This is a genomic window from Dyadobacter diqingensis (assembly GCF_024220585.1).
GTDB classification, from domain to species: Bacteria; Bacteroidota; Bacteroidia; order Cytophagales; family Spirosomataceae; genus Dyadobacter; species Dyadobacter diqingensis.
In genome coordinates this window covers 352,710-378,684 of record NZ_JAMXKF010000003.1, presented here as the reverse complement: position 1 = coordinate 378,684, position 25,975 = coordinate 352,710, and the positions used below count along the sequence as shown (strand labels likewise).

Sequence of the window (25,975 nt, the reverse complement as noted above, 5' to 3'; positions counted from 1 at the left end):
AGTGTAGGGATATATAACGATATTTGCTAAGCACAAATTAACTAAAAAATGAGTAACGAAACCATTATTTTCTCAATGTCGGGAGTTAACAAAATCATTCCCCCCAACCGACATATCATAAAAAATATTTATTTATCCTTTTTTTATGGAGCTAAAATTGGTGTACTAGGGTTAAATGGCTCTGGTAAATCTACACTTTTACGCGTCATTGCAGGTATAGATAAAGACATTCAGGGGGACGTTGTGTTTTCTCCTGGCTACTCTGTTGGCATGCTGGAACAGGAACCGAAGCTGGATCCGACCAAAACCGTTCGCGAAGTTGTTGAAGAAGGTGTACAGGAAATTGTAGATCTTTTGAAAGAATACGACAAAATCAACGAAGCATTCGGAGAAGAAGATGCCGATTTTGACAAATTATTAGAAAGACAAGGTGAAGTTCAGGAAAAACTGGACGCTACCGATGCCTGGAATCTGGACAATCGTCTGGAAATAGCCATGGATGCTCTGCGTTGCCCTGCATCTGACACCTTGATTTCTACACTTTCAGGTGGAGAAAAGCGCCGCGTGGCTTTATGCCGCTTGCTGCTTCGTCAGCCCGATGTATTGTTGCTGGATGAACCTACCAACCACCTTGATGCAGAATCGGTGCTTTGGCTGGAAGAACATTTAAGACAATATAAAGGAACGGTTATCGCAGTAACGCACGACAGGTACTTCCTGGATAACGTAGCCGGCTGGATCCTTGAACTGGACCGCGGCGAAGGAATTCCATTTAAAGGAAATTATTCTTCGTGGCTTGAACAGAAACAGGAACGTCTGAAAAAAGAAGAAAAAACCGAATCCAAACGTCAGAAAACATTGCAGCGTGAGCTTGAATGGGTTCGCATGGGCGCAAAAGGCCGTCAGGCCAAATCAAAAGCGCGTTTGGGTGCCTATGAAAGATTGCTTGGTGAGGAATCCAAAGAAAAAGAAGACAAATTGGAAATCTTCATCCCGGCAGGACCAAGACTTGGAAATAAAGTTATCGAAGCCCATGATGTTTCCATGGGATTTGGCGACCGTCTGCTTTATGAAAATTTAAATTTCTCCTTACCTCCTAATGGTATTGTCGGAATTATCGGGCCAAACGGCGCGGGTAAAACCACTTTATTCAAATTAATTACGGGGCAGCTTAAACCCAATAGCGGTCACTTTGATGTAGGCGATACGGTGCAGCTGGCTTATGTGGATCAGGAACACGATAACCTTGATGCCAATAAAACTGTTTATCAGAGCATCGCAGACGGAAACGACTGGATCATGATGGCTGGTAAACAGTCCAATGCCCGTGCATATGTGAGCCGTTTTAACTTCGGCGGCGGTGATCAGGAGAAAAAAGTGGGAACGCTTTCAGGTGGAGAACGTAACCGTGTCCATCTGGCAATGACTTTGAAAGAAGGCGGAAACCTTCTCTTGTTAGATGAGCCTACCAATGATCTGGACATTAACACGCTCCGCGCTTTGGAAGAGGGTTTGGAAAACTTTGCGGGTTGTGCCGTAATCATTTCCCACGACCGGTGGTTCCTGGATCGTGTGGCGACACACATCCTCGCTTTTGAAGGAGATTCTCAGGTTTACTGGTTTGAAGGAAACTTCTCTGAATACGAGGAAAACCGTAAGAAAAGACTGGGAACGGAGGCTACACCAACCCGGATCAAATATAAAAAGCTGGTTTAAAAAATAACCTGACTTTGTCCTTGAAAGCGGCTCATTTTCTAATGAGTCGCTTTCTGCATTTTACGCCCATCGCAAGCGCTGAGGCCAAATTATGGCCGTCAAAAACCAAAAATATAACCCTCGGGCACACATATCGGATACTAACAATTAAATAATAGTACTAATTCTACTATTATGTAGTATGTTTAGAATTGAAAATACACTCCTGACCCGAAATTTTCAATTTATGAACAGAAAAAACGACCGATCCGAATCTCTTGCATTTTTCCGGAGATTAAAGAAATTACAATCCGGTGCCAAAATTTTTCTATTACTTCTGCTGATGCACGCGGGAAGCCTTTTTGCACAAACGGAGCTCATTATTAATACGACGGGTTATGGGTTTAACAAAAGTGAGGCAAACGGTATCAATGCCGAACAATGGGAGTATATCAAAAAATTTATAAACCTGTCATATAACGGGCAAGACGCCAGCGTTACGGCGGTTCGTCTGCACATCGAATGGCATCAATACGAACCAACGCCGGGAAATTATCAGCGTAAACAAATCGTTGAAGCCGTCAAAGCTATTTTAGCGCTAAAACCGGGGATGAAATTTGCGCTCCATTTCCCTTTCCAACGGCCTGGTTACTGGAATGACAGTTATTTTTCAACCGATGATATCGCACAAACCAGATACGGGGCTTTTATAAGGAACGAAATTGCCTACGCATGCCCCTCAATGTATTCAGATTATGCCAAAACACGATTTTACGCGTTTGTAGATGATGTTCTCACCCAAATTTCAGCGTATTATCCCAAAATGCTTTATGTGCAAATGGGCAACAGCCCGGCCGAAGAATTTGCGATGCCATTTAATAATGGAAATCCGGAACCCGGATTGTTCGAACAAAAAGCGGTACAGGCATGGAGAGCCAAATTTCTGCCCTTACGATTCCCTAACAAAACAAAGGCTAAATGGGGAACCCAGGAATATGAAATAAAAAGTGCGCCTCAACCCATGGACGGCAACTGGAATTCCGAGATGGGCAAAGACCTTCACAGATTCGCAGGATGGGGACTTTTGAAAACATTTGAAGGTTTTTACAAAGTTGCCAAAAGTCATAGCTCATCTATTAAGGTATTATATTTTGTCTCCGATTTCGGCTCACAGCAAGGGAATTTGAGACACCTACACAACAGTACAATTCCGCTCGCATTGCAACTGGCTGACGGAATTTACAGCTCCGATGGTACAAACCAATATGATATCTGGCGAAAAATTTCGGTGGCTGATATGGTAAAAGGTACCAACATCAATAAAATCGCGGCTGTTGAATTTGATCCGGAAGATTTGGGAGAACCCAGAGGCGGAAATGGAATCGATGGAACAATTCCTCAGGAGTGGCTGCCCAGAGCCTATAAACACGGTACAGATTATGTGCATATTGCCATGCATTTTACAGATGGGGAGATTATCCAGCTCACACCCGCGCTGGCCAAATGCCGTGCGGAATTCGTTAACCCGACTTACCGCGCACCAGCCCGATCTGCGCCAGTTGCCGTAAATATATTCCCGAAGGTATTTACAGAAGAATATTTATTCGAATCGTGGAAAACCATTGGCGGAATGGACTGGGGAACCACAGACATCACGCCAAAATCAATCAAAATGTCCGATAATGGGTACTGGGATAACCTTTGGGACTCTGCAAATCTCCTGCCCTGCACATTCACGATTCAGGCTTCATCGTCGAATATCAAACCTGAACCAGGAGATAAAATGACTTTGTCCGTCAATTGCAACGGGCCTGAATGTGATGGCGCCACCTATTTATGGAACGGTCAGGGTGTTACCAATGCCAGCGGTTCATCGATCCAGATTCAGGCTCCCAAAGACCTGGGAAATTATGTTTATACTGTAAAAACAGCCCGAAGCGGGTGCACCCCTAAAGCTGCTACCACTTCTCTGTCCGTCGAAAATCCTTTGCCGGTTACACTGACTAAATTTACCGTGACCAAAGAGGACAAGACAGCCCTGCTCAATTGGCAGACAACCTCGGAAACGAACAGTGACCGTTTTGAAGTGGAACACAGCACCGACGGAAAGAAATGGGGCACAATTGGAACTGTGAAAGCAAACGGAGAAACTTTGCAAACAGTTTCAAACTATACTTTTACAGATAACGAACCTGCATCAGGAGAAAATCTTTACCGCTTAAAGATGATCGACCGTGACGAAACTTTCGCGTATAGCTTAATTCGCAGTGCGAGTTTCGCCGTTGAATCCATGGTGGCCACCTACCCTAATCCGGCAACAAATAAATTACTGATCAAAACTGACAATTGGAATAAGATCAATAAAGTACAGATAATCAGTCTTGCAGGCAATATTGTATACGAGTCTGACAATAAGTCGGGACCCGAAATAAATATCAGCGGGTTGGCTCCTGGTTCTTATTTAATACGTCTCACGACAACAAACGATTCCGTGGAAACATTGAAATTTGTAAAAAAAGGATAAACGGTATCAACTGTGAATGCTTGTCTTTATCTTAGGGGATTAAGTATTTTTGTCGAAAGCGATTTCGTGGTCATTTGCCTAAAGGTCAATTCTTGCTAACTTCGCTCCGAATCAGTCATTCCGATTATAATAATGAGTCAAAATTCTTTATCCCGAAAAATACATTTTATCTCCATAGGCGGTAGTGTGATGCACAATCTTGCCATAGCATTGCAACAAAAAGGTTTTACCATAACCGGATCCGACGATGAAATATACGAGCCATCAGTGAGCCGTTTGAAAAAACATAACTTACTCCCTGCCGAAATGGGATGGTTCCCGGAAAAAGTTACCACCGATCTGGAAGCCGTTATTTTGGGTATGCATGCAAGGGAAGACAATCCTGAACTGAAAAAAGCGCAGGATCTTGGCATAAAAGTGTATTCTTATCCTGAATATATTTTCGAGCACAGTGTAGATAAGCAACGTGTTGTTGTTGCCGGAAGCCATGGCAAAACGACGATCACTTCGATGATCCTGCATGTGCTGAATTACAATAAGCGGGTTTTCAATTATCTGGTCGGTGCGCAGATCGAAGGTTTCGAAAACATGGTAAAACTTTCGGACGAAGCTCCGCTGATCGTTATCGAAGGTGATGAATATTTCACTTCTCCGCTGGACCGCACCCCCAAGTTTATGCACTATCAGCCACATGTTGCGCTGATCAGCGGTATCGCCTGGGATCATTTTAATGTATTCCCTACCTGGGAATCTTATGTAAAACAGTTTGAGCTGCTCGCTGACTCCATTCCAAAAGCAGGTGCTATCGTTTTTGACGAAACGGACGATATGCTCGATGTGATTGGTCAGAAAGAGCGTGCGGATGTGGTAAGCACTCCTTACAAGGCACATCCGTATAAAATAGAAAACGGAAAAACTTTCCTGACAACGGCTGAAAATGGCGATATCCCTGTTCTTGTTTTTGGAGAACATAACATGAAAAACATCAGCGGTGCAAGAGCAGTCTGTGAAAGACTGGGCATCACCGATGAAGATTTTTATGCGGCTATCCAATCTTTCAAGGGCGCTTCAAAGCGTATGGAATTGTTGGGAAGCAACAGCGAAATCAATATTTACCGCGACTTTGCCCACGCGCCGTCAAAAGTTGAAGCGACAACATCAGCAGTTAAGGCACAGTTTCCTGACCGCACATTGGTTGCTGTTGCTGAGCTGCATACTTTCAGCAGTCTCAATAAAACTTTCCTGAAACAGTATCGCAGAAAAATGAATACTGCTGATATTGCTGTGGTTTATTATAATCCGCTGACTGTTGAACATAAAAGACTGGAACCCATCACAGAAGCTGATATTAAAGAAGCTTTCAAGCGGGAAGATCTGCATGTTTTTACAGACAGCAATGCGTTGCTTAATTTCCTTAAAACGCAAAACTGGCATCAGGCGAATCTATTGTTAATGAGCTCTGGTACCTTTGGAGATCTGGACTTGAAAGGTCTTGCCGACAGCATTATTAAGTAGTTACTGGTTTACCAAAGCAAAACCATTTAAAATAAAATTCAATGCAATCCATCGTAGTATATTGCGGATCAAATTTTGGTAACAAGCCGGTTTATAGCGAATCGGCTTATGAGTTAGGTTTAGAATTGGCGAAGAAAAACATAAGGTTAATCTATGGTGGCGGCAACATGGGCCTGATGGGGCGCGTGGCTGATGGCGCTATGGAAAACAATGGTTTTGCCACGGGTATAATTCCCAACTTTTTAGCAAAACTCGAAGTTGCCCATAAAACTTTGACGGAGCTGCATTTTGTCGACACCATGCATGAGCGGAAAGCCAAAATGGTTTCGCTTTCCGACGGCGTTATCGCTTTGCCTGGCGGCTTCGGGACACTTGATGAATTATTTGAGATTTTGACCTGGTCGCAGCTGAAAATTTTCCACGGACCTATTGGTCTGCTGAATATTAACGGGTTTTACGATCACCTGATTGCACATCTTGACAAAACCGTGGAAGAAGGATTTTTGCATCTGGAAAAACGTGATCTCTTAATTGTTTCGGACAATGCGGCCAACCTTCTTGAAAAGATGCAGGCCTATCATGAAAGTGAGAAAGAAAATAAGCCGCTTGATACATCGTTGTATGTGAAAAATATAGAAAAGTAAATTTCGTTTTCTATTTATTCATAACACACCATATCCTCTGACAAAAATGCGTTTCCCTCTGTTATTTGTTTTTTGTACGCTGATCAGTTCATCCGCTTGGGCGCAGCTGGAAAATCTTGGAAAGACGGTCAATACCGAATTCAACGAAATTGCTCCGATTATTTCCCCGGATGGGAAAACAATTTATTTTTCGAGAATAAGCCATCCGCAAAATACAAACGGCACGAAGGGAAGCCAGGATATCTGGTTTTCTGAGCTGAAAAACGATAAATGGTCAGCCGCGCGCAGGCTGCCTTCTCCCTTAAATAAGGAAGAATATAACAGTTTGTACAGCATTACGCCCGATGGCAACACGCTTTTACTGAAAGGCGCTTACAAAAGCGGCACCTACGAAACCCGTGGTTTTTCATTAAGTAAAAAGACGGCACGGGGATGGTCGGCTCCCAACAAAATTGAGATTCCGGGTTATGCCAAAACCAGCAAAGGACAATTTGACTGCGGTTATTTGTCTACCGATGGTAAGGTGCTGGTGATGTCTTTCAGCGAAAAAAAGAACAGCAAGGTGGATGATCTTTATGTGAGTTTCAAGCAAAAAGACGGTTCCTGGTCCAAACCGATGAACCTTGGAAAAGAGATCAATACCGAGGAGTTTACGGAAACAACGCCTTTTCTGGCACCGGACGGGGTTACGCTTTATTTTTCTACGGACAGAAAAGGCGGACAGGGAAGTAATGATATTTATTACAGTAAACGTATCGACAAATCATGGAAACGGTGGAGCCGCCCTGTCAATCTGGGTTCGGCTATCAATACCGACGGATATGATGCGTATTATACCATTTCGGCAGCCGGCGACTACGCTTACATGGTTTCATTTAAAGATACGGAAGGCAAAGGTGATGTGGTCCGATACAATTTGCAGCCGAAAGTCGAGCCGGGTGACACAACCAAAACCCAGCCTAACGTACCAACCTCCGACCCTGTTGTGATGATCAGTGGCAAGGTTATTGATTCCAAAACGGGCAAACCGATTGAAGCGACCATCATTTATGAAACTTTGCCGGATGGTGAAGAGGCAGGTACCGCCACAACCAACCCGACAACGGGCGAGTATAAAATTGTCCTTCCTTATGGACAAAAATACAGCATGCGTGCCGTCGCACCCGACTTTATAGCGGAAGGAGAAAATATCGACCTTACGGATTCAACGACCGCAGGCGGAGGTAAAAACTACAAGGAAATTACCAACAAGTCGCTAAAACTTATCCCGATTGAAGAGGGGCAAATTGTGCGCCTGAACAATATTTTCTTTGCTTTCGGGAAAGCAACACTCAGCAAGGAATCATTCCCGGAGCTTGACAGGATTGCGATTACGATGAATGATAACAAGAAGTTATTCATTGAAATCGGAGGACATACCGATAATATTGGCGGCAACGAAGCCAACCTTAAACTTTCTCAGGATCGCGCTGACGCTGTGAGTGAATACCTCATTGGCAAAGGAATAGAACCCGACCGCGTAGCAAGCAAAGGGTACGGAGAAACCAAACCGGTAGCCAAAAACGATACACCTGAAGGCCAGCAAACCAACAGACGGGTTGAGTTTAAGATTTTGAAGAAGTAAGGAATTTAGCTCAATCATCTTCCCCTACTAAAACAAAAACCAATTAACTAACCATTTTTTAATCGCTCCGACTTGATTTTAGCCGTACATTTGGGGATTAATTACTCCTTATGACTTCTAAGAAATCTCCGGCAATCGGATTTATATTTATTACGCTGCTAATTGATGTGATGGGCCTCGGAATTATTATTCCGGTTATGCCAAAGTTAATCAGTGAACTTGTTGGTGGCAGTTTGAGTGACGCAGCCCGTTACGGCGGCTGGATCCTTTTTTCCTATTCCTTCGTGCAATTTATCTGTGCTCCCATTGTAGGCGGCCTGAGTGACCAGTTTGGTCGCAGACCCGTTTTACTGGCATCCTTACTCGGTTTTGCACTGGACTATATGTTTGTCGCCTATGCGCCAAGTATCATCTGGCTGTTTGTCGGACGTATTATTGCCGGTGTGATGGGTGCAAGTTTTACAACCGGCGCGGCTTATATCGCCGATGTCAGCACGCCTGAAAAACGCGCGCAGAACTTCGGATTAATCGGGGCAGCATTCGGACTTGGATTTATTATTGGCCCCGTTCTCGGTGGACTTTTAGGCCAATACGGTTCACGCGTACCGTTTCTGGCAGCGGCGGGATTATCCATGTTGAATTTCGTCTACGGATTGTTCATTTTACCGGAATCGTTAAAAGTCGAAAACCGCCGCAAATTCAGCTGGGACCGTGCTAATCCTATTGGTGCGTTAAAACATTTACAGAAATACCCGGTTATTTCCGGCCTGATCATTTCCCTTGCATTGTTATACATTGCCATGCATGCAGTACAAAGCAACTGGTCGTATTACACGATGGAAAAATTCCATTGGGATGAACGAATCATCGGTTATTCACTAGGCGCCATGGGGCTATTGGGTGCCATTGTGCAGGGCGGGCTCATCCGGCTTATCATTCCAAAGCTAGGCCAGAAAAGAGGCGTTTATCTCGGCTTGTTCCTTTATTCTTTGGGGTTTGTGCTATTTTCCTTCGCACGTGAAACCTGGATGATGTTTGCCTTTATGGTTCCTTATATCCTTGGTGGGATCGCCGGTCCGTCGCTCCAAGGGATTATTTCCACGCAGGTTCCTTCCAACGAGCAGGGGGAATTACAGGGTGCACTGACCAGTTTGATGAGTCTGACTTCCATCATTGGCCCTCCGCTGATGAGCAATCTGTTCTATTTTTTCATAAAGTCCACGGCACCGGTTTACTTCCCGGGCGCTCCTATGCTGATGGCAGCTGTGCTCACATTGCTGAGTGCATACCTGGCCAGAAGAAGCCTGAAAAAAGGTTTTTAATACGTATTAAAAAAACTGAGTGAAAGCAAAAGCAGAAACACAATCACCCAAAGGACATCCACAAAATGCCAGTAACGGGTGATAAGTTTTAGTTGTAAACGATTGGGAGGATTGACACTGTAAACAAAAGCATCCACATAAGTCCTGTTTTTCAAAGCTTTACGAAAAATAATCCCCATGTATACCACCCCGATCAGGATGTGTAACAAGTGCAAACCCGTAAGCAGATATATAAAACCAGACGAAGAATTGATGTTATTAAAACTTCCGTTTTCAATCATTTCAATCCAGCCGCCTCCCTGCAATAACATGAAGGTAATACCGAGCGTTAGAGTTGCGGCAAGGAAAATACGATAGTGTAAAAAGCGTTCCTGAATAAAGGCAAGATTGGCTTCATGCAGCGTAATACTGCTGAACAGAATTACCAACGTGCTCAGCCAGAACATATCGGGAAGGGCTACAAAGCGCCAGTTTCCCCCATCCATCCGAAGCAGATATTCGATAAAAATAACGGCGAATAACAACGAACTACCAATAACCCCTAACCAAAGCATGAACCCGAAAGGCTCTCTTCGCTTCGTAAAAGGGTTTTCCTTGTATTTGGTAGAGTGTTTGGGACTCATTATTTCTGTTTTCTTTATATCAAAATAGGAAGATTACACGAGACTATAAGTTTTTATAACGACAATTTTTTCATTTTATATACAACGGGGTACACAAAAATTATTTTAAGGTTCCCTGCCATACTTTAAAGTTTTTAAAAAGGGTCGTTAAATCTGTTTCCTCTTCAAAAATACCAAACAAAGTTGATCCTGAGCCACTCATGGCCGCATATCCGGCCCCGTGTTTGTACAACGTCTCCTTGATCTCACCGAGCACCGGAAACTTCGGAAAAAGAGACTTTTCAAAATCGTTTTTCACCTGATCTTTCCAGGTATTAAGGGGTTGTTTTAATAACTCCCTCAGATCCGCCTCTGACTTTTCGGGTTTAATTCCGGCATAGGCTTCAACCGTCGAAATATGCAATCCTGGGTTAACCAACACAATCCATTTGCCTTCCAATGTTAGACCCATTTTTTCAAACTGGTCACCTTTATCATAGCAGTAAACCGGTTTATTCTCAATAAAAAAAGCACAGTCGCTGCCTAATCTACGTGCATAGTCCTGCTGTTTTTCCAAAGAAATACCCAGCGAAAACATTGTGTTCAATGCGGTAATCGTAAACGCTGCGTCAGCCGAACCTCCGCCAAGCCCTGCTCCAATAGGAACAGCTTTTAACAAATGAATGTTCACAGGAGGCAGGATATAATCCTCGGCAAGCAACTGATACGCTTTCGTGCATAAATTGTCAGATGGATTGCCGGGAATCGCTATCCCGTCAGCATGGAATGTAAAGTTCTCCGCCACGGTAATTTCCAGCGCATCGGACCAGCCAACCGGATAAAAACAGGATTCAATATTATGAAATCCGTCCGGCCTCTTTTCTACTATGTTGAGTCCTATATTAATTTTTGCGTTTGGAAATACAATCATGAAAATGGAAATTTTACCTGCAAATATCCATAGTAATCGTCCGAAGTTAAAATGCGGTGCAACAAATAAATATTAAAATTTATTTACTGTAACTTATCCTGAATTCTGAACAAACTTATTCCCTTGGAAAACACAATCAAGAAAATCCTGTCACTCGGTTTGAAGGAAGAATCGTTGCCAAAACTGCTACCGTTGTTTGAAAAAGCAGAATTCCCGAAAGGTCATATGCTGATTAAAGCAGGCAGAACCGAACGCTCAGTTTACCTGCTGGAAAAAGGAATTGCACGTGCATTTTGCCACAAAGATGATAAGGAGATCAATTTCTGGCTGGGTGCAGAATCCAATATTCTACTTTCCTACAACAGCTTTTTTCTGAATACGCCGGGTTACGAAAACATTGAATTGCTGGAAGATTCCGTTTTGTACAAAATTTCACACAACGCCCTTCAAAACCTCTATCTGACCGATCTGGAACTGGCAAACTGGGGAAGAAGACTGGCAGAATCCGAACTGATCAAAGCAGAAGAATGCTTCATTGCCCGTCAATTCAAGACGGCGAAGGAATGTTACGAAGACTTCATCACAACCAGCCCTGATATACTGCAAAGGGTACAGCTGGGGCACATCGCCTCTTACCTTGGGATAAGTCAGGTGACTTTAAGCCGCATCCGGGCCGAAATCAGATAACTTCGTTTTTTAACATTTGTAAAATTTTCTTTCAAGAAACAGGGCGACCTTTGTAAGGTTAACGGTCAGCAATTGATTTCAAAACGACCGGTTTTTATACTTTAACAAAATTCGAAATGATATCCTGGCTTTTTCTTTTGATCGCGGGTGTTTTTGAAATAGGTTTTACAACCAGTCTGAAACTCTCCGATAACTTCTCAAATTTCAAGTGGAGTTCTGCCTTTTTTGTTTGTATCACTTGTAGTTTTTTATTCCTGAATAAGGCTATTCAGACTATCCCGCTGGGAACTGCCTATGCCGTCTGGACGGGGATTGGTGCCGTAGGAACGGTACTTATGGGGATTTTCTTTTACAAAGAACCATCCGATTTCTGGCGTTTGTTCTTCGTTTTCCTGCTGATCGGATCGATCGTAGGACTAAAAATGGTCTCGAAATAACATTTCGAGACCATTTCTAAAATTCAATATTGATCAGAGCGATCACTCGCCCCATCTCCACTCCTGCCCGATTACAAGCTCCTGTTTCAAGCCCTGAGAAATCAGGTAATCGCGGGTTTTGGTATCAGAAAGTTTACGCCCTTCCAGTTTTTTAGCATCTGCAAGTGCATACAAACACATGGATGCGATTCTTACCGTATTTTCTAATTGCTGCTTGTTCACCAACTGAAAATCATCGCAATCTGCGTGGTAACACTGGATGACGTCAGGTGCAAGTGTTCCGGATAAGCCCGCAACGGGAATCCCTTCGAGCATAAATGGCTGATGGTCACTATGTAATCCGGCTCTGTTAGCCTGTTCATTTTTATAATTGGCGTCAACATGATGAATCGCGTCGCCAACGCCTTTGAAAAAATCTGTCATTTCCGTTTTCCCAAAAGCGTTAATGCCTTTGGGGTCGTTGGTCATGTCGAGGTTCATCATGTAACCCACTTTGTCAATCGTTCCGGTGCGTTTCAATTCGCTCACGAAATGTTTTGAGCCCAGTAATCCCTGCTCCTCGCCCATAAACAATACAAACTGGATCGTGCGCTCCGGTTTAATTTTCAGAGCTTTGAAAGCCCGGGCAATATCCATTACAGCAAAAGATCCAATTCCGTTATCGATCGCGCCCGTTGCCAGATCCCAGGAATCGAGGTGGCCGCCGATAATTACTTTTTCATCTGATTTTCCTTTCAGCGTGGCAATAACATTTCTGGCCTTGATCTGTTTCGAGATGTTATGCATGTCGATGTGCGCCTGTAAAGGGCCTTCGTCCTTGATCCAGCTGCGAATTTCCGAACCGCTCTCATTGGAAACACAAACGGCTGGAATGGAAATAATAGCCCCCGTAACAGAGGCAGTTCCTGTCAGTAATATTTTGCCCGGTGCCTGATTGACCATCACAATGCCATTGGCGCCGTACCGGATAGCCAGTGCAGTTTTTTCGGAACGATGCAGGTTCTTTTTACCCGTCACACCCACGAGGCCAATATTGGCAAGTACAATTTTACCTTTTACCTTATCTTTCAGCGCTTCAAAATCTTCTTCAAGTCCGTTTCCAACATCTACAATTTCCCCTTTCAGGTTAGATTCCACCGGCGAATGCGCCAGAGACACGACCGGTACATCCCGAAAATTATCGCTGCTGGATGGCACAATGCTTAACGTTACCGTGTCGCGCATCCAGGCTTCTACCTCAAAAGGCTGGTATACCACGTCGGTAAAACCATAACTTTTCAACAAATTAAAAGCATACTCTTCGGCCTTTTCACCATTCGCACTTCCTGTCAACCGGTGACCTATACTTTCGGTTGCACTTCCCAGCGTTTCGTATGCTTTGCTATTCTTTCTTACTTCGGTATCAAGACGTGTAAAAGTTTTTTCCCATTTCTTATCATCTGAATTAAACCCCGCGGCTAAAAACAATAAACCGCCAGCTACCGCAACCAATATTATTTTTTTCATAATTTCCTTAAACAGGACGATGTAGATTTACGAAAACTAAGTTAGCAAAGAATTTCATTTTTATTGTCTACGGCTAATAACTTAAACTTAACTTAGTCTCTCAGTGCAAACAACATACTTTTCTAAATCATTTAAAAATGCACAAAATATTTTAAAAAATTATCCAGTGGTAATCATGTAACAGGAATATAAAGTGTAATATATACACTTATTCTTTGCGGTAATCTGCTGTAAATTCAACATTTTTGTATTTCGAAATTTTATCTGTTAATAATCATAATTTTTCGATCAAACCGACTAACCTCAAAACAAAAAATATGTATTTCCTGGGATTCGATTTAGGCAGTTCATCTATCAAAGCGTGTCTTTTGCATGCCGACACCGGACAAGTAGTTGCTTCGGCTTTTTATCCGGAAAAAGAAATGGCCATTGCCGCGCCCAAGCCTGGTTTCGCGGAGCAACAACCGGAACAATGGTGGGAGAATGCCTGTCTGGCCTCCCAGGCTGTCATGAAACAATCCGGCGTTTCGGCTGACGAAGTGGGTGCCATTGGTATATCCTATCAGATGCACGGCCTGGTTGTTGTTGACAAAAATCTGAATGTACTGCGTCCATCGATCATCTGGTGCGACAGCCGTGCGGTTGAAATAGGAAACAAGGCGATGGAAGCGATCGGAGAGAAAAAAGTGCTTCCTCACCTTCTGAATTCTCCTGGAAACTTTACCGCTTCCAAATTAGGATGGGTAAAACAAAATGAACCGGAAGTTTTTGCTCAGGTACATAAATTCATGCTTCCCGGTGATTATCTGGCAGCAAAAATGACCAATGAGGTGGTGACGACGCCGTCCGGCCTATCCGAAGGGATTTTCTGGGATTTCCAGGATGAAAAGCCAGCAGATTTTCTGTTGGATTACTTCGGTTTTGATAAAAATCTGATTGCAAACGTCCTGCCAACTTTCTCAGAACAGGGAAAACTGACCTCCGATGCAGCTGCGGCGTTAGGTTTAAAAGCGGGCATTCCTATCACCTACCGCGCAGGTGATCAGCCTAATAATGCTTTTTCGCTGAATGTTCTGGAACCGGGTGAAGTGGCTGCCACGGCCGGAACGTCCGGGGTGGTTTATGGTGTGAGCGAGCAAATTAAATTTGATGAAAAATCGAGAGTAAATACATTTTTACACGTAAACCACACCGTGGAAGCTCCACGTTATGGTGTGCTTTTATGCGTAAACGGAACAGGCAGCCTGAACAGCTGGCTGCGTAATACGCTGTTACAGGGCAATATATCATATCCGGCTATTAATGACCTGGCTGCAAAGGCACCTGTCGGTTCGGACGGCCTGCTTTGTCTTCCGTTCGGTAATGGCGCTGAACGCATGCTTGAAAACCAGGATCCGGGCGCTAATTTCCAGGGACTTCAGTTTAGCCGACACGGTATCAATCACTGGACGCGCGCGGCGCAGGAAGGTATTGTTTTTGCATTGTACTACGGTATGGAAGTGATGGAAACGCTGGGTGTATCACTGAAAAATATAAGAGCTGGTGAAGCCAATATGTTCCTGAGCCCGGTATTCCGTGAAACTTTCGCCAATGTTTCGGGCGCTACGGTTGAGCTTTTCAATACGGATGGCGCACAGGGGGCAGCCCGTGCAGCCGGTTTAGGACTGGGATATTACAAAAGTCGTGATGAAGCATTTGTGGGACTTTCAGCATTGCGGACTATTGAACCGGATTCTTCACTGGCCGAAGCGACCAAAGAAGCTTATGGCAGATGGAAAGAGGCTTTGCTGAATGGGTAGATAAAATATCTTGTCGAAAGTTTTCTGATCAATCTAAAGAAGTCAAGTTTTGAAAACTTGACTTCTTTTATTTTTCCGCCAATTCTCCTCCGCCCGACGATCAAAATAACCTTCAAAAAAGCGCTTAAAACGAATAAAATATGCGCATTAAGAATACCGTAATCAAATATTGAGTAAACCTGATCTAATATTCAATATTACTATTTTCTGCATTTTCTTTTGGTTAATTTCATTCCGTTAACCACTAACATTATATACACACTATTATGAAAAAAATTTACTTTAAACAGTTTCTACTGTTTACGATCACCGCATTGCTGCCGGTCCTGTCTTTCGCCCAGATCTATCAAAATTCGTTTACCGGTGCTTCTGCCTGTCCGACGGCAGGTAATGTGCCAGTCATGGATGCGAATGCCACCGGTACAGCGGCAACCCGGAGCACGATGACCTGCACCATGTTCGCCAATGCCTTCAACTCAACGACACTGAACAATACAGCTGCCATTAACGACAATTCCTATATTGAATTTTCAGTAACGGCGGCACCCGGTTATCAGCTAAACCTTACCTCATTAAGTTTCTTCCGCCAAGGCAGCGCCTCCGCGCCGAATCAGCTGGAAATTCGTTACAGCACCGATGGTTTTGCCACTTCAACGAACTGGGGAGCAGCGCCCAACACCACCACAACACCAGGCGCAACAACGGTCTGGGATTTCGCAGACTTTTCTACCGCACTGGGCGCCACCATAACTTTTAGAATTTATCCTTATGGCACACAGCGGTCAGACCTTGGAGCGGCCAGAGCGTCCACAGGCGGTACCATAAGACTCGACAATATTATTATAAACGGAACTGTGAGCAATCCAATGCCGGTCAAACTAATTTCGTTTGAAGGAGCTATTGAGGAAAATGTAATCGCTCTTAAATGGTCGACGGCCTGGGAAGAACAGAATCAGGGTTTCGAAATTCAGAGAAGTAGTAACGCGGTCAATTTTGAAACGATAGGTTATGTCGATGGAAAATCAACCGTGAAAAACAGGTCTGATTATAGTTTTAAAGATACCGATGTCCATCCGGGACAAACGTATTATTTCCGTCTGAAACAACTTGATCTGGACGGGAGCTTTGAGTTTTCACGGATTATTGCCGTTAACGCTGATCCCGGAGAAGATTCCTTTATATTTCCCAATCCAAACACAGGAAATTTCACGGTATCAACATCAGGTAAAATATCAGGTCATTTTAAGCTTTATAATGCCTCCGGTGCAGAAATCCCCATTGACACCCCTCTTTCCGGAAAAACTCCCAATTCTTTTGTCATTAGCCCCAAAGGCCTAATCAGGCCTGGAATATATCATTTGAAAGTAATTAGTACGGATAATTCATCGACTTCAAAACCATTTAGGGTGGTAGTCGAATAAACGTCGTTCCGTCAAAATACAACCCTTAATCAGAAGCTCCGAGGTTCTTGAAACAGAATCAGGAGCTTTATTTGTCCATCGGGCATTTGTCATAACTTTATTCAAAACAGCCAGTATCTCAAAAATTGGATTGCTATTTTTAAAATTAGGGTATTTTTGCACCTTGATCCAACCAATACCACCGAATGAAAAAAGTTAGTTTAAGTGATTCTGGCCCAAAAGTATCTGAAGCAATTTACGGTTTCTGGAGATGGAAAGATGAAGGTGCGGCAACGACTACATCCATTGAAAAAACGGTTAACCTGTGTCTGGAGCTTGGTATAAATACCTTTGATCACGCCGATATATATGGTGATTTTACAGTGGAAGAGCATTTCGGTAAGGTCATCAAAAACAAATCTTTCAAAAGAGAAGATATTGTTCTTTTCAGCAAATGCGGCATCCGTAAATCGGATGATGGCAGCTTTAAATATTACGACACTTCCAAAGATCACATCGTAAGCAGTGTGAATGGTTCGTTGAAAAGACTGAATACCGATTACCTGGATATTTTTCTTTTGCAGCACGCCGATTTTCTTGCTGATCCTGAGGAAACTGCCGGAGCGCTTGCCGAAGTAGTGAAATCTGGTAAAGTGAAACACATCGGTGTTGCCAATTTCTCAGTTTTTCAGCATCAGCTGCTTGCGTCATTCCTGCGCATCCCCATTGTTACAAACCACATTGAGCTTAACCTGATGAACACAACGGCCATCGAAGACGGCCGTATTGATTTTATCAAACAGTGTTTCAGCAAACCATTGGCCTGGGCGCCATTGGCAGGTGGACGGATTTTGGACGGGACCGATGAAAAAGCAGTTGCTTTACGTGCCAAACTGGAAGAAATCGGGAAAAAATACGATGCCAATATCGAGCAAACCGCGGTTGCATGGCTGATGAAGCTGGGCACTTTGCCAATTGTCGGCTCTTTGTCTGAAACAAGGATCAGAAATGCGGCGAGCGCATCTGATATCAAACTCACACATCAGGATTGGTATGAAATATATCAGGTAACCGGAAAAGTAAAACCTGACTAAACTCCGGGCTGTTTCCAATACCAGATGTACAGGCCAAGCCAGATCGATCGCCAGAGAATAATCAGATCCATGACGATAAGGAACCAGAGAAAACCTTTATCCGCACTGAATCTGTGATTGGGGTCCATGTAAGCATGGTATTTCGCGCTATACTTGACGGTCGTCATGGAATCGATCTTCGCCTGCCTGAACCATCTTTTGCCTGCATACACATAAATCGGGATCACGCCATGCCTGATCCCGATTTTATTGTCTCTGCTTTTATGCCCCAATCGTTTATCGATCACCTGCACGCGAATGTCCTGGCTGCTATCCCAGACTTCACGCTCTCTTTTACAGGATTCGTAAAATAGAAAAATACAATAAGTCATGGCTGCAAAAAATACCGGCCAGCACCAAAATTCGCGTTTTTCATTCTCCATGGCACCAAAAAGATTAAAATTGCTCTTTTAATCGAAATAAGAATAATTATTAACCGGTCAGATAAACTTATCCTCAAAGTTTCTCGTTGTAATCGCAGTATGTAACTATCTAAAAACACACAAAAGAACATGAAAAAATTATTTATTTTCGCTGCTTTGGTATTAGCGGTAAGCACTGTTTCTTTCGCACAGAATTCGGACTCTACCAAAACACAAAAAGCAGTTGCTGCCACAAAAGCCACTGCAAAAAAAGTAGGCGCTGAAATTAAAAAAGATGCAAAAATAGTGGGTAAGGGAGTGAAAAAAGGAGCCGAGAAAGTGGGTGAAGGAGCTGAAAAGGCCTACGACGGCACCAAAAAAGTAGCCAATAAAGTGGGCGCCGAAGTAAAGGCAGAAGCCAAAAAGCTATAATATTTTTGAAAAGAGTTTTGAAAACCTGTTCCTCGCGAACAGGTTTTTTCTTTACAGAGTGCCTTTTGCTTTTATTTGCTTAAAACAACGCGCCACGTATTCCCGCTCATAACTTTATATTTTTCTGAGAAGCTGGCCATATTTACGCCCAGTGAAAAATTAAGCAGACTGTTAAAATACCCCACATCGGCCCCTTCCTTCACTTCTCCGAAGGTATTGACATACTTAACGGTACCTTCATAAACTTTGTCAGTTCCGTTAAATACCTGAACTTTTATAACATCGCCAATTTTAATTCCCAGCTGGTTAAAAAGTTTTTTATCGATGTCCGTCCACACGTTACCATACTGAATATCAAGAATGGGAATTGTTCCCTTTACTTTTCCCTGTTCGAAAGAAGGTTTCTGATAAGGTATCATCACAACCTGATCCGGCAATTTCGGCCCCACCTGCTCATAGGTTATGGTTTTCGAAGCAAGCCTCGCACCGGTAAAAGCATACACATCACGTCCATGAAAGGTGTAAGATTCGTTGGAATTTTTCCGTCGGTTTTTCGCTTCATCAATTTCCCGTACTTCCTGAATACCCAGTTGCTCTGCAATTAAGGTAAGCGTTCCGTTATCAGGCGTGACAAAATAATGCCCTGACTTGGTCAGCAATACAACCGATTTGCGGTCCGTGCCCACACCAGGATCACAAACGGAAACGAAAACGGTACCTGCCGGCCAGTAAGGTGCCGTCTGAACAAGACGATAAGAGGCCTCCCAAATATTATAAGCAGGAATCTCGTGCGTAACATCAAACAATTTGAGATCCGGAGAAACGCCCATCGCAACACCTTTCATCGCAGAAACCGCGCCGTCCTTTAACCCGAAATCGGATTGGAAAACGAGGATGTTGTTTTGCGCAAACGTGTTAAAAAAAGTCAATAACAAGAGGATAAAAATCCCGCAGGCTTTTTTTGTCCTGTCAGAGAAAGAAGAAAAGAATATTGCCGTCATAGTGTTTTCCGCATTGGGTTGGTTGCATTATGTAAAAACTCGCTTCGCAGCATTGCCGTAAATTTATTATTAAAAGGGTTATGGCCACATTCCTCTTGATAAATCTATCACTGGCACAGCTTTTTAATCTGCTGCGAGTATTACCTACTCACTTCAAAAATTGAAATTCCCATGGCAGTTATTGGCGAGCTGATCAAAAAAGCGATTGACCTTTCAGGTTATATTATGAGCGATCCCGATCCAATAAAGGATCAGGCGGAAGTTTTGAAAGATTTACTTGAAAAGGCAAAATTCACCGCATTTGGCAAGGCTTATCATTTTAAGGAAATACTGACTGGTGAGGATATTATTTCCTCCTTTCAACAACAGGTGCCCGTACACGACTATGATAAAATGAACGCCGATTGGTGGCATTATCTGCTCAAAGGGCATCAGAATGTGACCTGGCCGGGCGGACAAAAATATTTTGCATTAAGCAGCGGCACCACAAGCCACAGCAAACATATTCCGGTGACCGATGAGATGGTTGACGCCATCAGAAAAAACGGCATCCAGGAAATTATGAACCTTAATGTCTTCAACTTGCCGGCAGACTTTTTTGAAAAGCAAATCCTGATGCTCGGCAGCAGCACAAATCTGATTGAAAAAGACGACCATCTTGAAGGTGAAATCAGCGGAATAAGCGCAAGTAATATCCCGGGCTGGTTCAGTGGATTTTACAAACCAGGACGTGAAATTGCAGATATCAAAGACTGGGACGAAAAGGTTAAAAAAATTGCAGAACAGGCTGCTGACTGGGATATTGGTTGTTTATCCGGCATTCCTGCCTGGGTCGAGCTGATGCTGAAAGAAATTATAAAATATCATAAGCTGAATAACATCCACGAAATATGGCCCAATCTTCAGGTCTACACAACCGGCGGCGTAGCTTTTGAGCCATACCGGAAAAGTCTGGAAAAATTATTGGCTCGTCCATTGATTTACATCGACACCTATCTCGCGTCCGAAGGGTTTATTGCGATTCAAAAAAGGCCTGAAACCTCATCCATGGCACTTTTTACCGGAAACGGTATCTTTTTTGAATTTGTGCCTATGAATGAAAACAATATTGACGAGGACGGTTTGGTAAAACCTGACGCCAACATTTTCCATCTGGGCAATGCGGAGGAAAACGTGGAATATGTTCTGCTAATTTCCACGGTAGCCGGTGCCTGGCGTTATATGATCGGAGATACGGTGACGATCACAGATAAATCACGCGCTGAAATAAAGATTACCGGTCGAACAAAACATTACCTGAACGTAGTCGGCGAGCAACTTTCAGTCAATCAGATGAATGATGCCATCCGCGTTTTGGAGCAGGATTATGATGTGGTCATGACCGAATTTATCGTCGCGGCAATCCATAAAAATGATGAATACATTCTCAAATGGTATATCAGTTCCGACAAATTCCCTGATTCCGCAAAAGTTTCCGAAACATTGGATGACGCCTTACAAAACACAAATAAAAATTACAAAGTGGCACGGGGCAAAGCTTTGAAAGGGATCGAAGTCGTACTGATTCCCGAAGCCATTTTCCATCAATGGAGTGAGGAAACCAAAAAACTCGGCGGGCAGGTGAAAATTCCAAGGGTGATGAAAGAAGCCGATTTTCTGGAATTCGAGGCATTTGTGCGGCCCAAATTATAATACCGGCCTCTGCGTTTCCAATAATTTTACCTGTTCCACAATGTCATCCGGCGAAAGGTACAAACGGGCAATTTTTTGTTTGTAATGTTCGGGCAGTTCGGCGTGGTTCAGTATAAAGTTTTTAGTTTCAATGATATAATAACCCAATCCGTGCATGACCGCAAAAGTATCGGCCACTCTCTCGGCCCGACGGATATATTTTGTCGAGAAAAGATAACCGTACCCAAAACGGATCATCCCGAAGAGATTACGGCGATGATAATCCATAATATGTCCCAATTCATGCCCAATCCATCCGATCATAATGTCCGTCGGGATATGGTGAATGGGGATGGCGGTATGCGTCAGCTTGAATAAAGCACTGATATTAATCTGGTAAGCCCACTTTTCTTTTCGGAAAAACATTGTCCCGATTTGCGGCTGCGCCTGCATAACCGACTTTTTAATGTTTTGCTTGAACACAAAATCAATCGGTACCTTTTGCAGCTCGGGATAAAAAGAAAGTGCTTTTAATATTTCATTCTCAATCACTTTCGGGATTTTCTTGTTTTCCCGAAAATGATCGAAATTTTCTGTTACCGGTGAATTTGAGGCAGTCATAACGAAAGCAATTTTGATTCAGTCATTACGCCAACAAAAATTGATCCAATCAATCTTTTAATTTTTTTACATCCACTTTTCTCAAAACCTCCTTTTTGTCAAATAATAACCGCCATAGCGCAAAAGAAGGAATCTGGTCTCCCAGGCAAGCCTTGCAAATTTTCGGGTCAGCCGGCAGGTTGTACACCACCAGCGTATCATTCAATGGCTGCACGTTATCGCTCAGCGGCGAATTGTTTTTGGCACTGTACAAATAGGCATCCAATAGCTCCTGCTCCTTTTTATCCAAGCCTGGATTCTTTGTATCGCCGGCACTTAACAATGAAATTTTGACACCATACTCCTTTTCCAAAGCACCGATAATCGGAATCTGGGATAGATTTTTACACAATTCACCAGCCTTTTCAGGATTCTTTGTTAACGCCTCGTCCAACGATTTTTGTGCCAGTTTTGAGATTTTTTTGCCCCATTCATCCACAGTGTAAATAAGCTGCGTATTGGTCACCCTGACTATCTTGGAAGCTTTGATCTCATTGGACAATTCCTTGGTATTTTCCACACGCTTATTATTACACCCCGCCAGCAATAGGCAAAAAATCAGGCAACAGATAAAATGGTTCATTTTCATTATTAGTAAATTACAGCCCACCGGGAATTTGAAAAGGTATTTTTCAGGAAAAAGGGTCAAATATGGCGTTCTTTCTCTCAACATTATTTACAACTTTCTAATTCAAAACAGACAACGAACCTACGAAAAACATTCTTCAACCTAAAATGCGTATCTTTGTCGCCCGAATATGCAATGCCAAAAGACATTAAAGCGATATGCAAGATAAATTAGAAGCCATAAAAGAACGTTTCGAAGAAGTTTCGCAACAAATTATACAACCTGAGATCGTTTCCGATTCTTCCAAATATTCCAAGCTGAGCAAGGAATACAAGGATTTGGGCAAGATTGTAGAACAATATGCAATTTATCAAAAGCTTCAAAAAGATATTGCCGGAACGAAAGAAATGATTGTCACTGAAAAGGACGAGGAGCTGCGTCAGATGGCGAAAGAGGAATTGGATGACCTTCTTCCAAAGATGGAAGAAATGGAGCTGATTATCAAAGAATTGCTTATCCCGAAAGATCCGAACGACAGCCGTAACATTATTCTGGAAATCAGAGGCGGTACCGGTGGTGATGAAGCGGCGATTTTCGCGGGTGATTTGTTCCGTATGTACCAGCGTTTCTTTGAAAAAATGGGATGGAGATCTTCCATCATGGACTTCACAGAAGGAACCAACGGGGGATATAAAGAAATTATCTGTAAGGTTGAGGGGGAAGATGTTTATGGAAAAATGAAGTTTGAATCCGGTGTTCACCGTGTTCAGCGTGTACCACAAACAGAATCTCAGGGCCGTATCCATACTTCGGCTGCTTCGGTAGCGGTTTTACCGGAAGCAGAAGAGGTTGATGTTCAGATCAATATGAATGATGTCCGCATTGATACCTTTATGTCATCAGGTGCGGGTGGACAGTCAGTTAACACGACATATTCGGCGGTACGTCTTACCCACATTCCTTCCGGATTGGTGGTGAGCTGCCAGGATGAACGTTCACAGTTGAAAAACAAGGACAAAGCCTTAGGCGTTTTGCGCTCACGTCTTTATGAGATCAAGTTGAAAGAGCATAACGACGCAGTAAGTTCTCAGCGTAAATCGATGGTAGGAAGCGGTGACAGGTCTGACAAGATCCGTACGTACAACTACCCGCAAAGCCGTATTACAGATCACCGCATTGGTCATACCGTTTATAATTTACAGGCGGTAATGGAAGGTGATATTGGCGATTTTATCGAGCGTTTGCGTATCGCGGAAAATGCGGAGAGAATGCAGGAAGGTGAAATGATCTGATAGTTGCTATAAACAGGATATCCCTTGGGGATGATGAGTCGGATTCCTGATCAATAAAAAATGGGGTAATTGATGGCAAAACCCATCAATTACCCCATTTCCTTTTTGTATTTTAATTACTTGCCTGTATAAATCGTTTTGTACGTTTTTGCTTTGTAATCTTCAAACGATTCTTTTTTATGAAAATTTTCACCAAAATACGTGATCACTTCATGAAATTCTTTTGACTTCATGTAACCCGGCAAAGGCTGGATCATTTGAAATTTATCATCCAGAAAAACGGTTGTCGGATAACTCGGCTGATTGTTCGTCAGTGCCAGTGCTATCTGATGCACACCTTTTTGACCCTGTGGCAAAAATTCAAATTTCTGTTTCCCGATCGTTATCGCTTCCGGTTGTTCGGCGTTGAGTTTTACAGCATAAAACTTTTCGTTGATATAACGGATCACTTCCGCATTTTTATACGTCTCGCGGTCCATCACTTTACACCAACCACACCAGTCGGTGTAAATATCAATAAGTACCTTTCTCGGCTCCTTCTGGATTTTCGCATACGCCTGTTCAATGGTCAGCCATTGAATCTCCTCTCCTTTCGCTGGTGTAGAATCCGTGCGAAAACCGGTTAATCCCGTAAACAGAATACAGGAAAAAATAAATGTATAAGTAAGTCGTTTCATAGTTGGTCTGTGCGTACTGCTAAGGAACGAAGATTTCTGCTAAATAATTTTTAAAGACGAAATATTACGGCAAATTTATAAGTGAAAACGATACAGGAACGCATCAGCCGGAATAAAACCAAACTGGTTATTGCACAACACGATTCCCTATGGAAGCCAGCAAAGTAATACCGCTTATCCGGATTTTCGACGAAGCAAAAGCAATGGAATTTTACATTGACTGGCTTGGCTTCAATATCGACTGGACGCACCGATACGGTGAGAATTTCCCAATATACCTGCAAATATCCAAGGGCGCTATTGTGCTTCATTTAACGGAACACCATGGTGACTGCACACCCGGTAGCAAGGTTTTTATCGAATGCACGGGTTTGCGAGAATATCACAAAGAATTGCTCGAAATGAATTACCGGTTCAACCGGCCCGGACTGGAAGACGCGCCCTGGAATGCCAAAACAATGGAGGTTACCGATCCGTTTGGGAATAAATTGCTTTTTAGCGAAGCCAATAAATGATCGCGGATAACCGGTTATTTTTGTTTAGATAAAGAAACGAGTAACCCTCCGCTAATGATCAGCACCATGCCAATCATGATGGGAATAGTCGGCACAGCTTCTCCCATCCATAACCCAAGGAACAACGCAAAAAGTATATTGGAATAACCCACCGCTGCTACGCGACCCGCTTTATCGAACGTGAAAGACTGGGTCATCATGATCTGGCCGATCATGGCCGTAACACCCAGCGCAAGAAATCCCACCCAATGTGCCAGTGTCACCGGCCATTTGAAAGTCCCGATCAGGAAATCCAGCCCGTCATGCGGAAAGTAAGTTCCGATCACCATCGAAAATATTGGCAGGACAATCCCGCTTAACATGAAAGACAAAACGATGGCTCTGGTATCATAGACCTGACCGAGCTGTCGTATCGCCAGATATGCAATAGCCGTCAGCAAGGCATTTCCCAGTCCCAGCGCGTGATTTTTCAGCGACATCGAAAGGTCCGGACGAAATACAAATAATATCCCCGCAAAACCCAGCAGGATGGCAATCCACTCTCTGGCACTTAATTTCTCGCCCAATAATAACCAGGAAAGGAAGGCCAGGAAAATCGGGTAAGTATACTGGTAGGTGGAAGCGCGCCCCAGTCCCAGCGTACGGATCGCGTAAAAAAGCAGATAAAGGGAAAGTGTTCCGACCACACCGCGAAAAACGAGAAGCCCCAGCTTCCCTCCTTTTTGCTTCATCGGCCTTTGCAAAATACTTGTTCCGATAAAAAGTACGCCGACAATATTCCTGAAGAAAACGAGTTGTACGATATGAAAATCGCGCCCCAGCCACTTGGAAATAGCCGACATCAGCGCAAAGAAAAATGAAGCTCCCAACATGAGAAGAACACCTCTTTGCGGGGCTGAAAGCAATAAACGGGTGGTTGCGCGACTTGACAAATTATCGAAATTTTACGCGAAGATAACTTATCCGGTTGCAAGTGAA

General features: G+C 43.4%; 24 protein-coding genes. 15 read left to right on the top strand and 9 right to left on the bottom strand.

All coding sequences use genetic code 11. The annotated features are described in order from the left end of the window. Positions 1 to 48 precede the first annotated feature (48 nt). The 6 genes from ettA to M1L62_RS10745 all read left to right on the top strand — a co-directional run bounded on the left by ettA (position 49) and on the right by M1L62_RS10745 (position 9,324). Positions 49 to 1,716, top strand: coding sequence for an energy-dependent translational throttle protein EttA (gene ettA, locus M1L62_RS10770; RefSeq protein ID WP_254413043.1), 1,668 nt, complete (start codon positions 49 to 51; stop codon positions 1,714 to 1,716). Between the two features lie 226 nt (positions 1,717 to 1,942). After that, positions 1,943 to 4,219: a T9SS type A sorting domain-containing protein gene (locus tag M1L62_RS10765; RefSeq protein ID WP_254413042.1), complete on the top strand. Its 2,277-nt coding sequence runs from the start codon at positions 1,943 to 1,945 to the stop codon at positions 4,217 to 4,219. A gap of 132 nt (positions 4,220 to 4,351) precedes the next feature. Next, positions 4,352 to 5,734, top strand: coding sequence for a UDP-N-acetylmuramate--L-alanine ligase (locus tag M1L62_RS10760; RefSeq protein WP_254413041.1), 1,383 nt, complete (start codon positions 4,352 to 4,354; stop codon positions 5,732 to 5,734). 41 nt (positions 5,735 to 5,775) lie between these two features. Next, entirely contained in the window at positions 5,776 to 6,378 is a 603-nt protein-coding gene (locus tag M1L62_RS10755) for an LOG family protein (RefSeq protein WP_254413040.1), read from the top strand. A gap of 46 nt (positions 6,379 to 6,424) precedes the next feature. Continuing rightward, positions 6,425 to 8,002, top strand: coding sequence for an OmpA family protein (locus M1L62_RS10750; RefSeq protein WP_254413039.1), 1,578 nt, complete (start codon positions 6,425 to 6,427; stop codon positions 8,000 to 8,002). Between the two features lie 110 nt (positions 8,003 to 8,112). Then, on the top strand, positions 8,113 to 9,324 hold the full coding sequence (locus M1L62_RS10745) for a TCR/Tet family MFS transporter (RefSeq protein ID WP_254413038.1): 1,212 nt from the start codon (positions 8,113 to 8,115) through the stop codon (positions 9,322 to 9,324). On the opposite strand, the gene M1L62_RS10740 is transcribed toward M1L62_RS10745, so the two are convergent. Together M1L62_RS10740 and ispE are read right to left on the bottom strand one after the other, a co-directional pair. Then, complete coding sequence (locus M1L62_RS10740; RefSeq protein WP_254413037.1) at positions 9,321 to 9,947, bottom strand: cytochrome c oxidase subunit 3; 627 nt, start codon at positions 9,945 to 9,947, stop codon at positions 9,321 to 9,323. The genes M1L62_RS10745 and M1L62_RS10740 overlap by 4 nt on opposite strands. Positions 9,948 to 10,047: 100 nt before the next feature. Beyond that, a complete protein-coding gene (gene ispE / locus M1L62_RS10735) occupies positions 10,048 to 10,857 on the bottom strand; it encodes a 4-(cytidine 5'-diphospho)-2-C-methyl-D-erythritol kinase (protein ID WP_254413036.1) in 810 nt (269 codons plus the stop codon). A 123-nt stretch (positions 10,858 to 10,980) separates the two neighbouring features. Between ispE and M1L62_RS10730 the strand changes: the two genes are divergently transcribed. Together M1L62_RS10730 and M1L62_RS10725 are read left to right on the top strand one after the other, a co-directional pair. Then, positions 10,981 to 11,544 (top strand): Crp/Fnr family transcriptional regulator, encoded by a 564-nt coding sequence (locus M1L62_RS10730; protein ID WP_254413035.1) that lies wholly within the window; start codon positions 10,981 to 10,983, stop codon positions 11,542 to 11,544. A 119-nt stretch (positions 11,545 to 11,663) separates the two neighbouring features. Next, complete coding sequence (locus tag M1L62_RS10725; protein WP_254413390.1) at positions 11,664 to 11,981, top strand: DMT family transporter; 318 nt, start codon at positions 11,664 to 11,666, stop codon at positions 11,979 to 11,981. 42 nt (positions 11,982 to 12,023) lie between these two features. On the opposite strand, the gene M1L62_RS10720 is transcribed toward M1L62_RS10725, so the two are convergent. Further along, the gene (locus M1L62_RS10720) at positions 12,024 to 13,487 is read right to left on the bottom strand and encodes a M20/M25/M40 family metallo-hydrolase (RefSeq protein ID WP_254413034.1); all 1,464 of its coding nucleotides are present in this window, start codon (positions 13,485 to 13,487) and stop codon (positions 12,024 to 12,026) included. A gap of 317 nt (positions 13,488 to 13,804) precedes the next feature. Here M1L62_RS10720 and M1L62_RS10715 point away from each other — a divergent pair, with 317 nt between their 5' ends. From M1L62_RS10715 to M1L62_RS10705, 3 genes are all read left to right on the top strand, one after another. Next, positions 13,805 to 15,286: a xylulokinase gene (locus M1L62_RS10715; RefSeq protein ID WP_254413033.1), complete on the top strand. Its 1,482-nt coding sequence runs from the start codon at positions 13,805 to 13,807 to the stop codon at positions 15,284 to 15,286. 266 nt (positions 15,287 to 15,552) lie between these two features. Further along, positions 15,553 to 16,707 (top strand): T9SS type A sorting domain-containing protein, encoded by a 1,155-nt coding sequence (locus M1L62_RS10710; RefSeq protein ID WP_254413032.1) that lies wholly within the window; start codon positions 15,553 to 15,555, stop codon positions 16,705 to 16,707. Between the two features lie 185 nt (positions 16,708 to 16,892). Next, the gene (locus M1L62_RS10705) at positions 16,893 to 17,780 is read left to right on the top strand and encodes an aldo/keto reductase (protein WP_254413031.1); all 888 of its coding nucleotides are present in this window, start codon (positions 16,893 to 16,895) and stop codon (positions 17,778 to 17,780) included. Here M1L62_RS10705 and M1L62_RS10700 read toward each other — a convergent pair. Continuing rightward, positions 17,777 to 18,202: a hypothetical protein gene (locus M1L62_RS10700; RefSeq protein ID WP_254413030.1), complete on the bottom strand. Its 426-nt coding sequence runs from the start codon at positions 18,200 to 18,202 to the stop codon at positions 17,777 to 17,779. The genes M1L62_RS10705 and M1L62_RS10700 overlap by 4 nt on opposite strands. Positions 18,203 to 18,331: 129 nt before the next feature. Between M1L62_RS10700 and M1L62_RS10695 the strand changes: the two genes are divergently transcribed. Then, a complete protein-coding gene (locus M1L62_RS10695; RefSeq protein WP_254413029.1) occupies positions 18,332 to 18,613 on the top strand; it encodes a hypothetical protein in 282 nt (93 codons plus the stop codon). A gap of 71 nt (positions 18,614 to 18,684) precedes the next feature. On the opposite strand, the gene M1L62_RS10690 is transcribed toward M1L62_RS10695, so the two are convergent. Further along, complete coding sequence (locus tag M1L62_RS10690; RefSeq protein WP_254413028.1) at positions 18,685 to 19,614, bottom strand: SAM hydrolase/SAM-dependent halogenase family protein; 930 nt, start codon at positions 19,612 to 19,614, stop codon at positions 18,685 to 18,687. A 171-nt stretch (positions 19,615 to 19,785) separates the two neighbouring features. Between M1L62_RS10690 and M1L62_RS10685 the strand changes: the two genes are divergently transcribed. Then, on the top strand, positions 19,786 to 21,306 hold the full coding sequence (locus M1L62_RS10685) for a GH3 family acyl-acid amido synthetase (protein ID WP_254413027.1): 1,521 nt from the start codon (positions 19,786 to 19,788) through the stop codon (positions 21,304 to 21,306). Here the strand turns inward: M1L62_RS10685 and M1L62_RS10680 are convergent. Beyond that, entirely contained in the window at positions 21,301 to 21,906 is a 606-nt protein-coding gene (locus M1L62_RS10680; protein WP_254413026.1) for a hypothetical protein, read from the bottom strand. The two genes, M1L62_RS10685 and M1L62_RS10680, sit on opposite strands and share 6 nt — an antisense overlap. A gap of 49 nt (positions 21,907 to 21,955) precedes the next feature. Further along, complete coding sequence (locus M1L62_RS10675) at positions 21,956 to 22,528, bottom strand: hypothetical protein (protein ID WP_254413025.1); 573 nt, start codon at positions 22,526 to 22,528, stop codon at positions 21,956 to 21,958. A gap of 203 nt (positions 22,529 to 22,731) precedes the next feature. Here M1L62_RS10675 and prfA point away from each other — a divergent pair, with 203 nt between their 5' ends. Next, positions 22,732 to 23,805: a peptide chain release factor 1 gene (prfA, locus tag M1L62_RS10670; RefSeq protein ID WP_254413024.1), complete on the top strand. Its 1,074-nt coding sequence runs from the start codon at positions 22,732 to 22,734 to the stop codon at positions 23,803 to 23,805. A gap of 116 nt (positions 23,806 to 23,921) precedes the next feature. Here prfA and M1L62_RS10665 read toward each other — a convergent pair whose 3' ends face one another. Further along, on the bottom strand, positions 23,922 to 24,482 hold the full coding sequence (locus tag M1L62_RS10665; protein WP_254413023.1) for a thioredoxin family protein: 561 nt from the start codon (positions 24,480 to 24,482) through the stop codon (positions 23,922 to 23,924). A gap of 149 nt (positions 24,483 to 24,631) precedes the next feature. Here M1L62_RS10665 and M1L62_RS10660 point away from each other — a divergent pair, with 149 nt between their 5' ends. Continuing rightward, on the top strand, positions 24,632 to 24,997 hold the full coding sequence (locus tag M1L62_RS10660; RefSeq protein ID WP_254413022.1) for a glyoxalase superfamily protein: 366 nt from the start codon (positions 24,632 to 24,634) through the stop codon (positions 24,995 to 24,997). Positions 24,998 to 25,011: 14 nt separating this feature from the next. Here M1L62_RS10660 and M1L62_RS10655 read toward each other — a convergent pair whose 3' ends face one another. Continuing rightward, positions 25,012 to 25,929 carry a DMT family transporter gene (locus tag M1L62_RS10655; RefSeq protein WP_254413021.1) on the bottom strand — a complete coding sequence of 306 codons (918 nt, stop codon included), beginning with the start codon at positions 25,927 to 25,929 and terminating at the stop codon, positions 25,012 to 25,014. Positions 25,930 to 25,975: the final 46 nt, after the last annotated feature.

What these genes read in the sequence shown, in the direction of transcription:
- ettA (WP_254413043.1), top strand. Translation starts at nt 49, where the DNA reads ATGAGTAACGAAACCATTATTTTCTCAATGTCGGGAGTTAACAAAATC.
- M1L62_RS10765 (WP_254413042.1), top strand. Translation starts at nt 1,943, where the DNA reads ATGAACAGAAAAAACGACCGATCCGAATCTCTTGCATTTTTCCGGAGA.
- M1L62_RS10760 (WP_254413041.1), top strand. Translation starts at nt 4,352, where the DNA reads ATGAGTCAAAATTCTTTATCCCGAAAAATACATTTTATCTCCATAGGC.
- M1L62_RS10755 (WP_254413040.1), top strand. Translation starts at nt 5,776, where the DNA reads ATGCAATCCATCGTAGTATATTGCGGATCAAATTTTGGTAACAAGCCG.
- M1L62_RS10750 (WP_254413039.1), top strand. Translation starts at nt 6,425, where the DNA reads ATGCGTTTCCCTCTGTTATTTGTTTTTTGTACGCTGATCAGTTCATCC.
- M1L62_RS10745 (WP_254413038.1), top strand. Translation starts at nt 8,113, where the DNA reads ATGACTTCTAAGAAATCTCCGGCAATCGGATTTATATTTATTACGCTG.
- M1L62_RS10740 (WP_254413037.1), bottom strand. Translation starts at nt 9,947, where the DNA reads ATGAGTCCCAAACACTCTACCAAATACAAGGAAAACCCTTTTACGAAG.
- ispE (WP_254413036.1), bottom strand. Translation starts at nt 10,857, where the DNA reads ATGATTGTATTTCCAAACGCAAAAATTAATATAGGACTCAACATAGTA.
- M1L62_RS10720 (WP_254413034.1), bottom strand. Translation starts at nt 13,487, where the DNA reads ATGAAAAAAATAATATTGGTTGCGGTAGCTGGCGGTTTATTGTTTTTA.
- M1L62_RS10715 (WP_254413033.1), top strand. Translation starts at nt 13,805, where the DNA reads ATGTATTTCCTGGGATTCGATTTAGGCAGTTCATCTATCAAAGCGTGT.
- M1L62_RS10710 (WP_254413032.1), top strand. Translation starts at nt 15,553, where the DNA reads ATGAAAAAAATTTACTTTAAACAGTTTCTACTGTTTACGATCACCGCA.
- M1L62_RS10705 (WP_254413031.1), top strand. Translation starts at nt 16,893, where the DNA reads ATGAAAAAAGTTAGTTTAAGTGATTCTGGCCCAAAAGTATCTGAAGCA.
- M1L62_RS10700 (WP_254413030.1), bottom strand. Translation starts at nt 18,202, where the DNA reads ATGGAGAATGAAAAACGCGAATTTTGGTGCTGGCCGGTATTTTTTGCA.
- M1L62_RS10695 (WP_254413029.1), top strand. Translation starts at nt 18,332, where the DNA reads ATGAAAAAATTATTTATTTTCGCTGCTTTGGTATTAGCGGTAAGCACT.
- M1L62_RS10690 (WP_254413028.1), bottom strand. Translation starts at nt 19,614, where the DNA reads ATGACGGCAATATTCTTTTCTTCTTTCTCTGACAGGACAAAAAAAGCC.
- M1L62_RS10685 (WP_254413027.1), top strand. Translation starts at nt 19,786, where the DNA reads ATGGCAGTTATTGGCGAGCTGATCAAAAAAGCGATTGACCTTTCAGGT.
- M1L62_RS10680 (WP_254413026.1), bottom strand. Translation starts at nt 21,906, where the DNA reads ATGACTGCCTCAAATTCACCGGTAACAGAAAATTTCGATCATTTTCGG.
- M1L62_RS10675 (WP_254413025.1), bottom strand. Translation starts at nt 22,528, where the DNA reads ATGAACCATTTTATCTGTTGCCTGATTTTTTGCCTATTGCTGGCGGGG.
- prfA (WP_254413024.1), top strand. Translation starts at nt 22,732, where the DNA reads ATGCAAGATAAATTAGAAGCCATAAAAGAACGTTTCGAAGAAGTTTCG.
- M1L62_RS10665 (WP_254413023.1), bottom strand. Translation starts at nt 24,482, where the DNA reads ATGAAACGACTTACTTATACATTTATTTTTTCCTGTATTCTGTTTACG.
- M1L62_RS10660 (WP_254413022.1), top strand. Translation starts at nt 24,632, where the DNA reads ATGGAAGCCAGCAAAGTAATACCGCTTATCCGGATTTTCGACGAAGCA.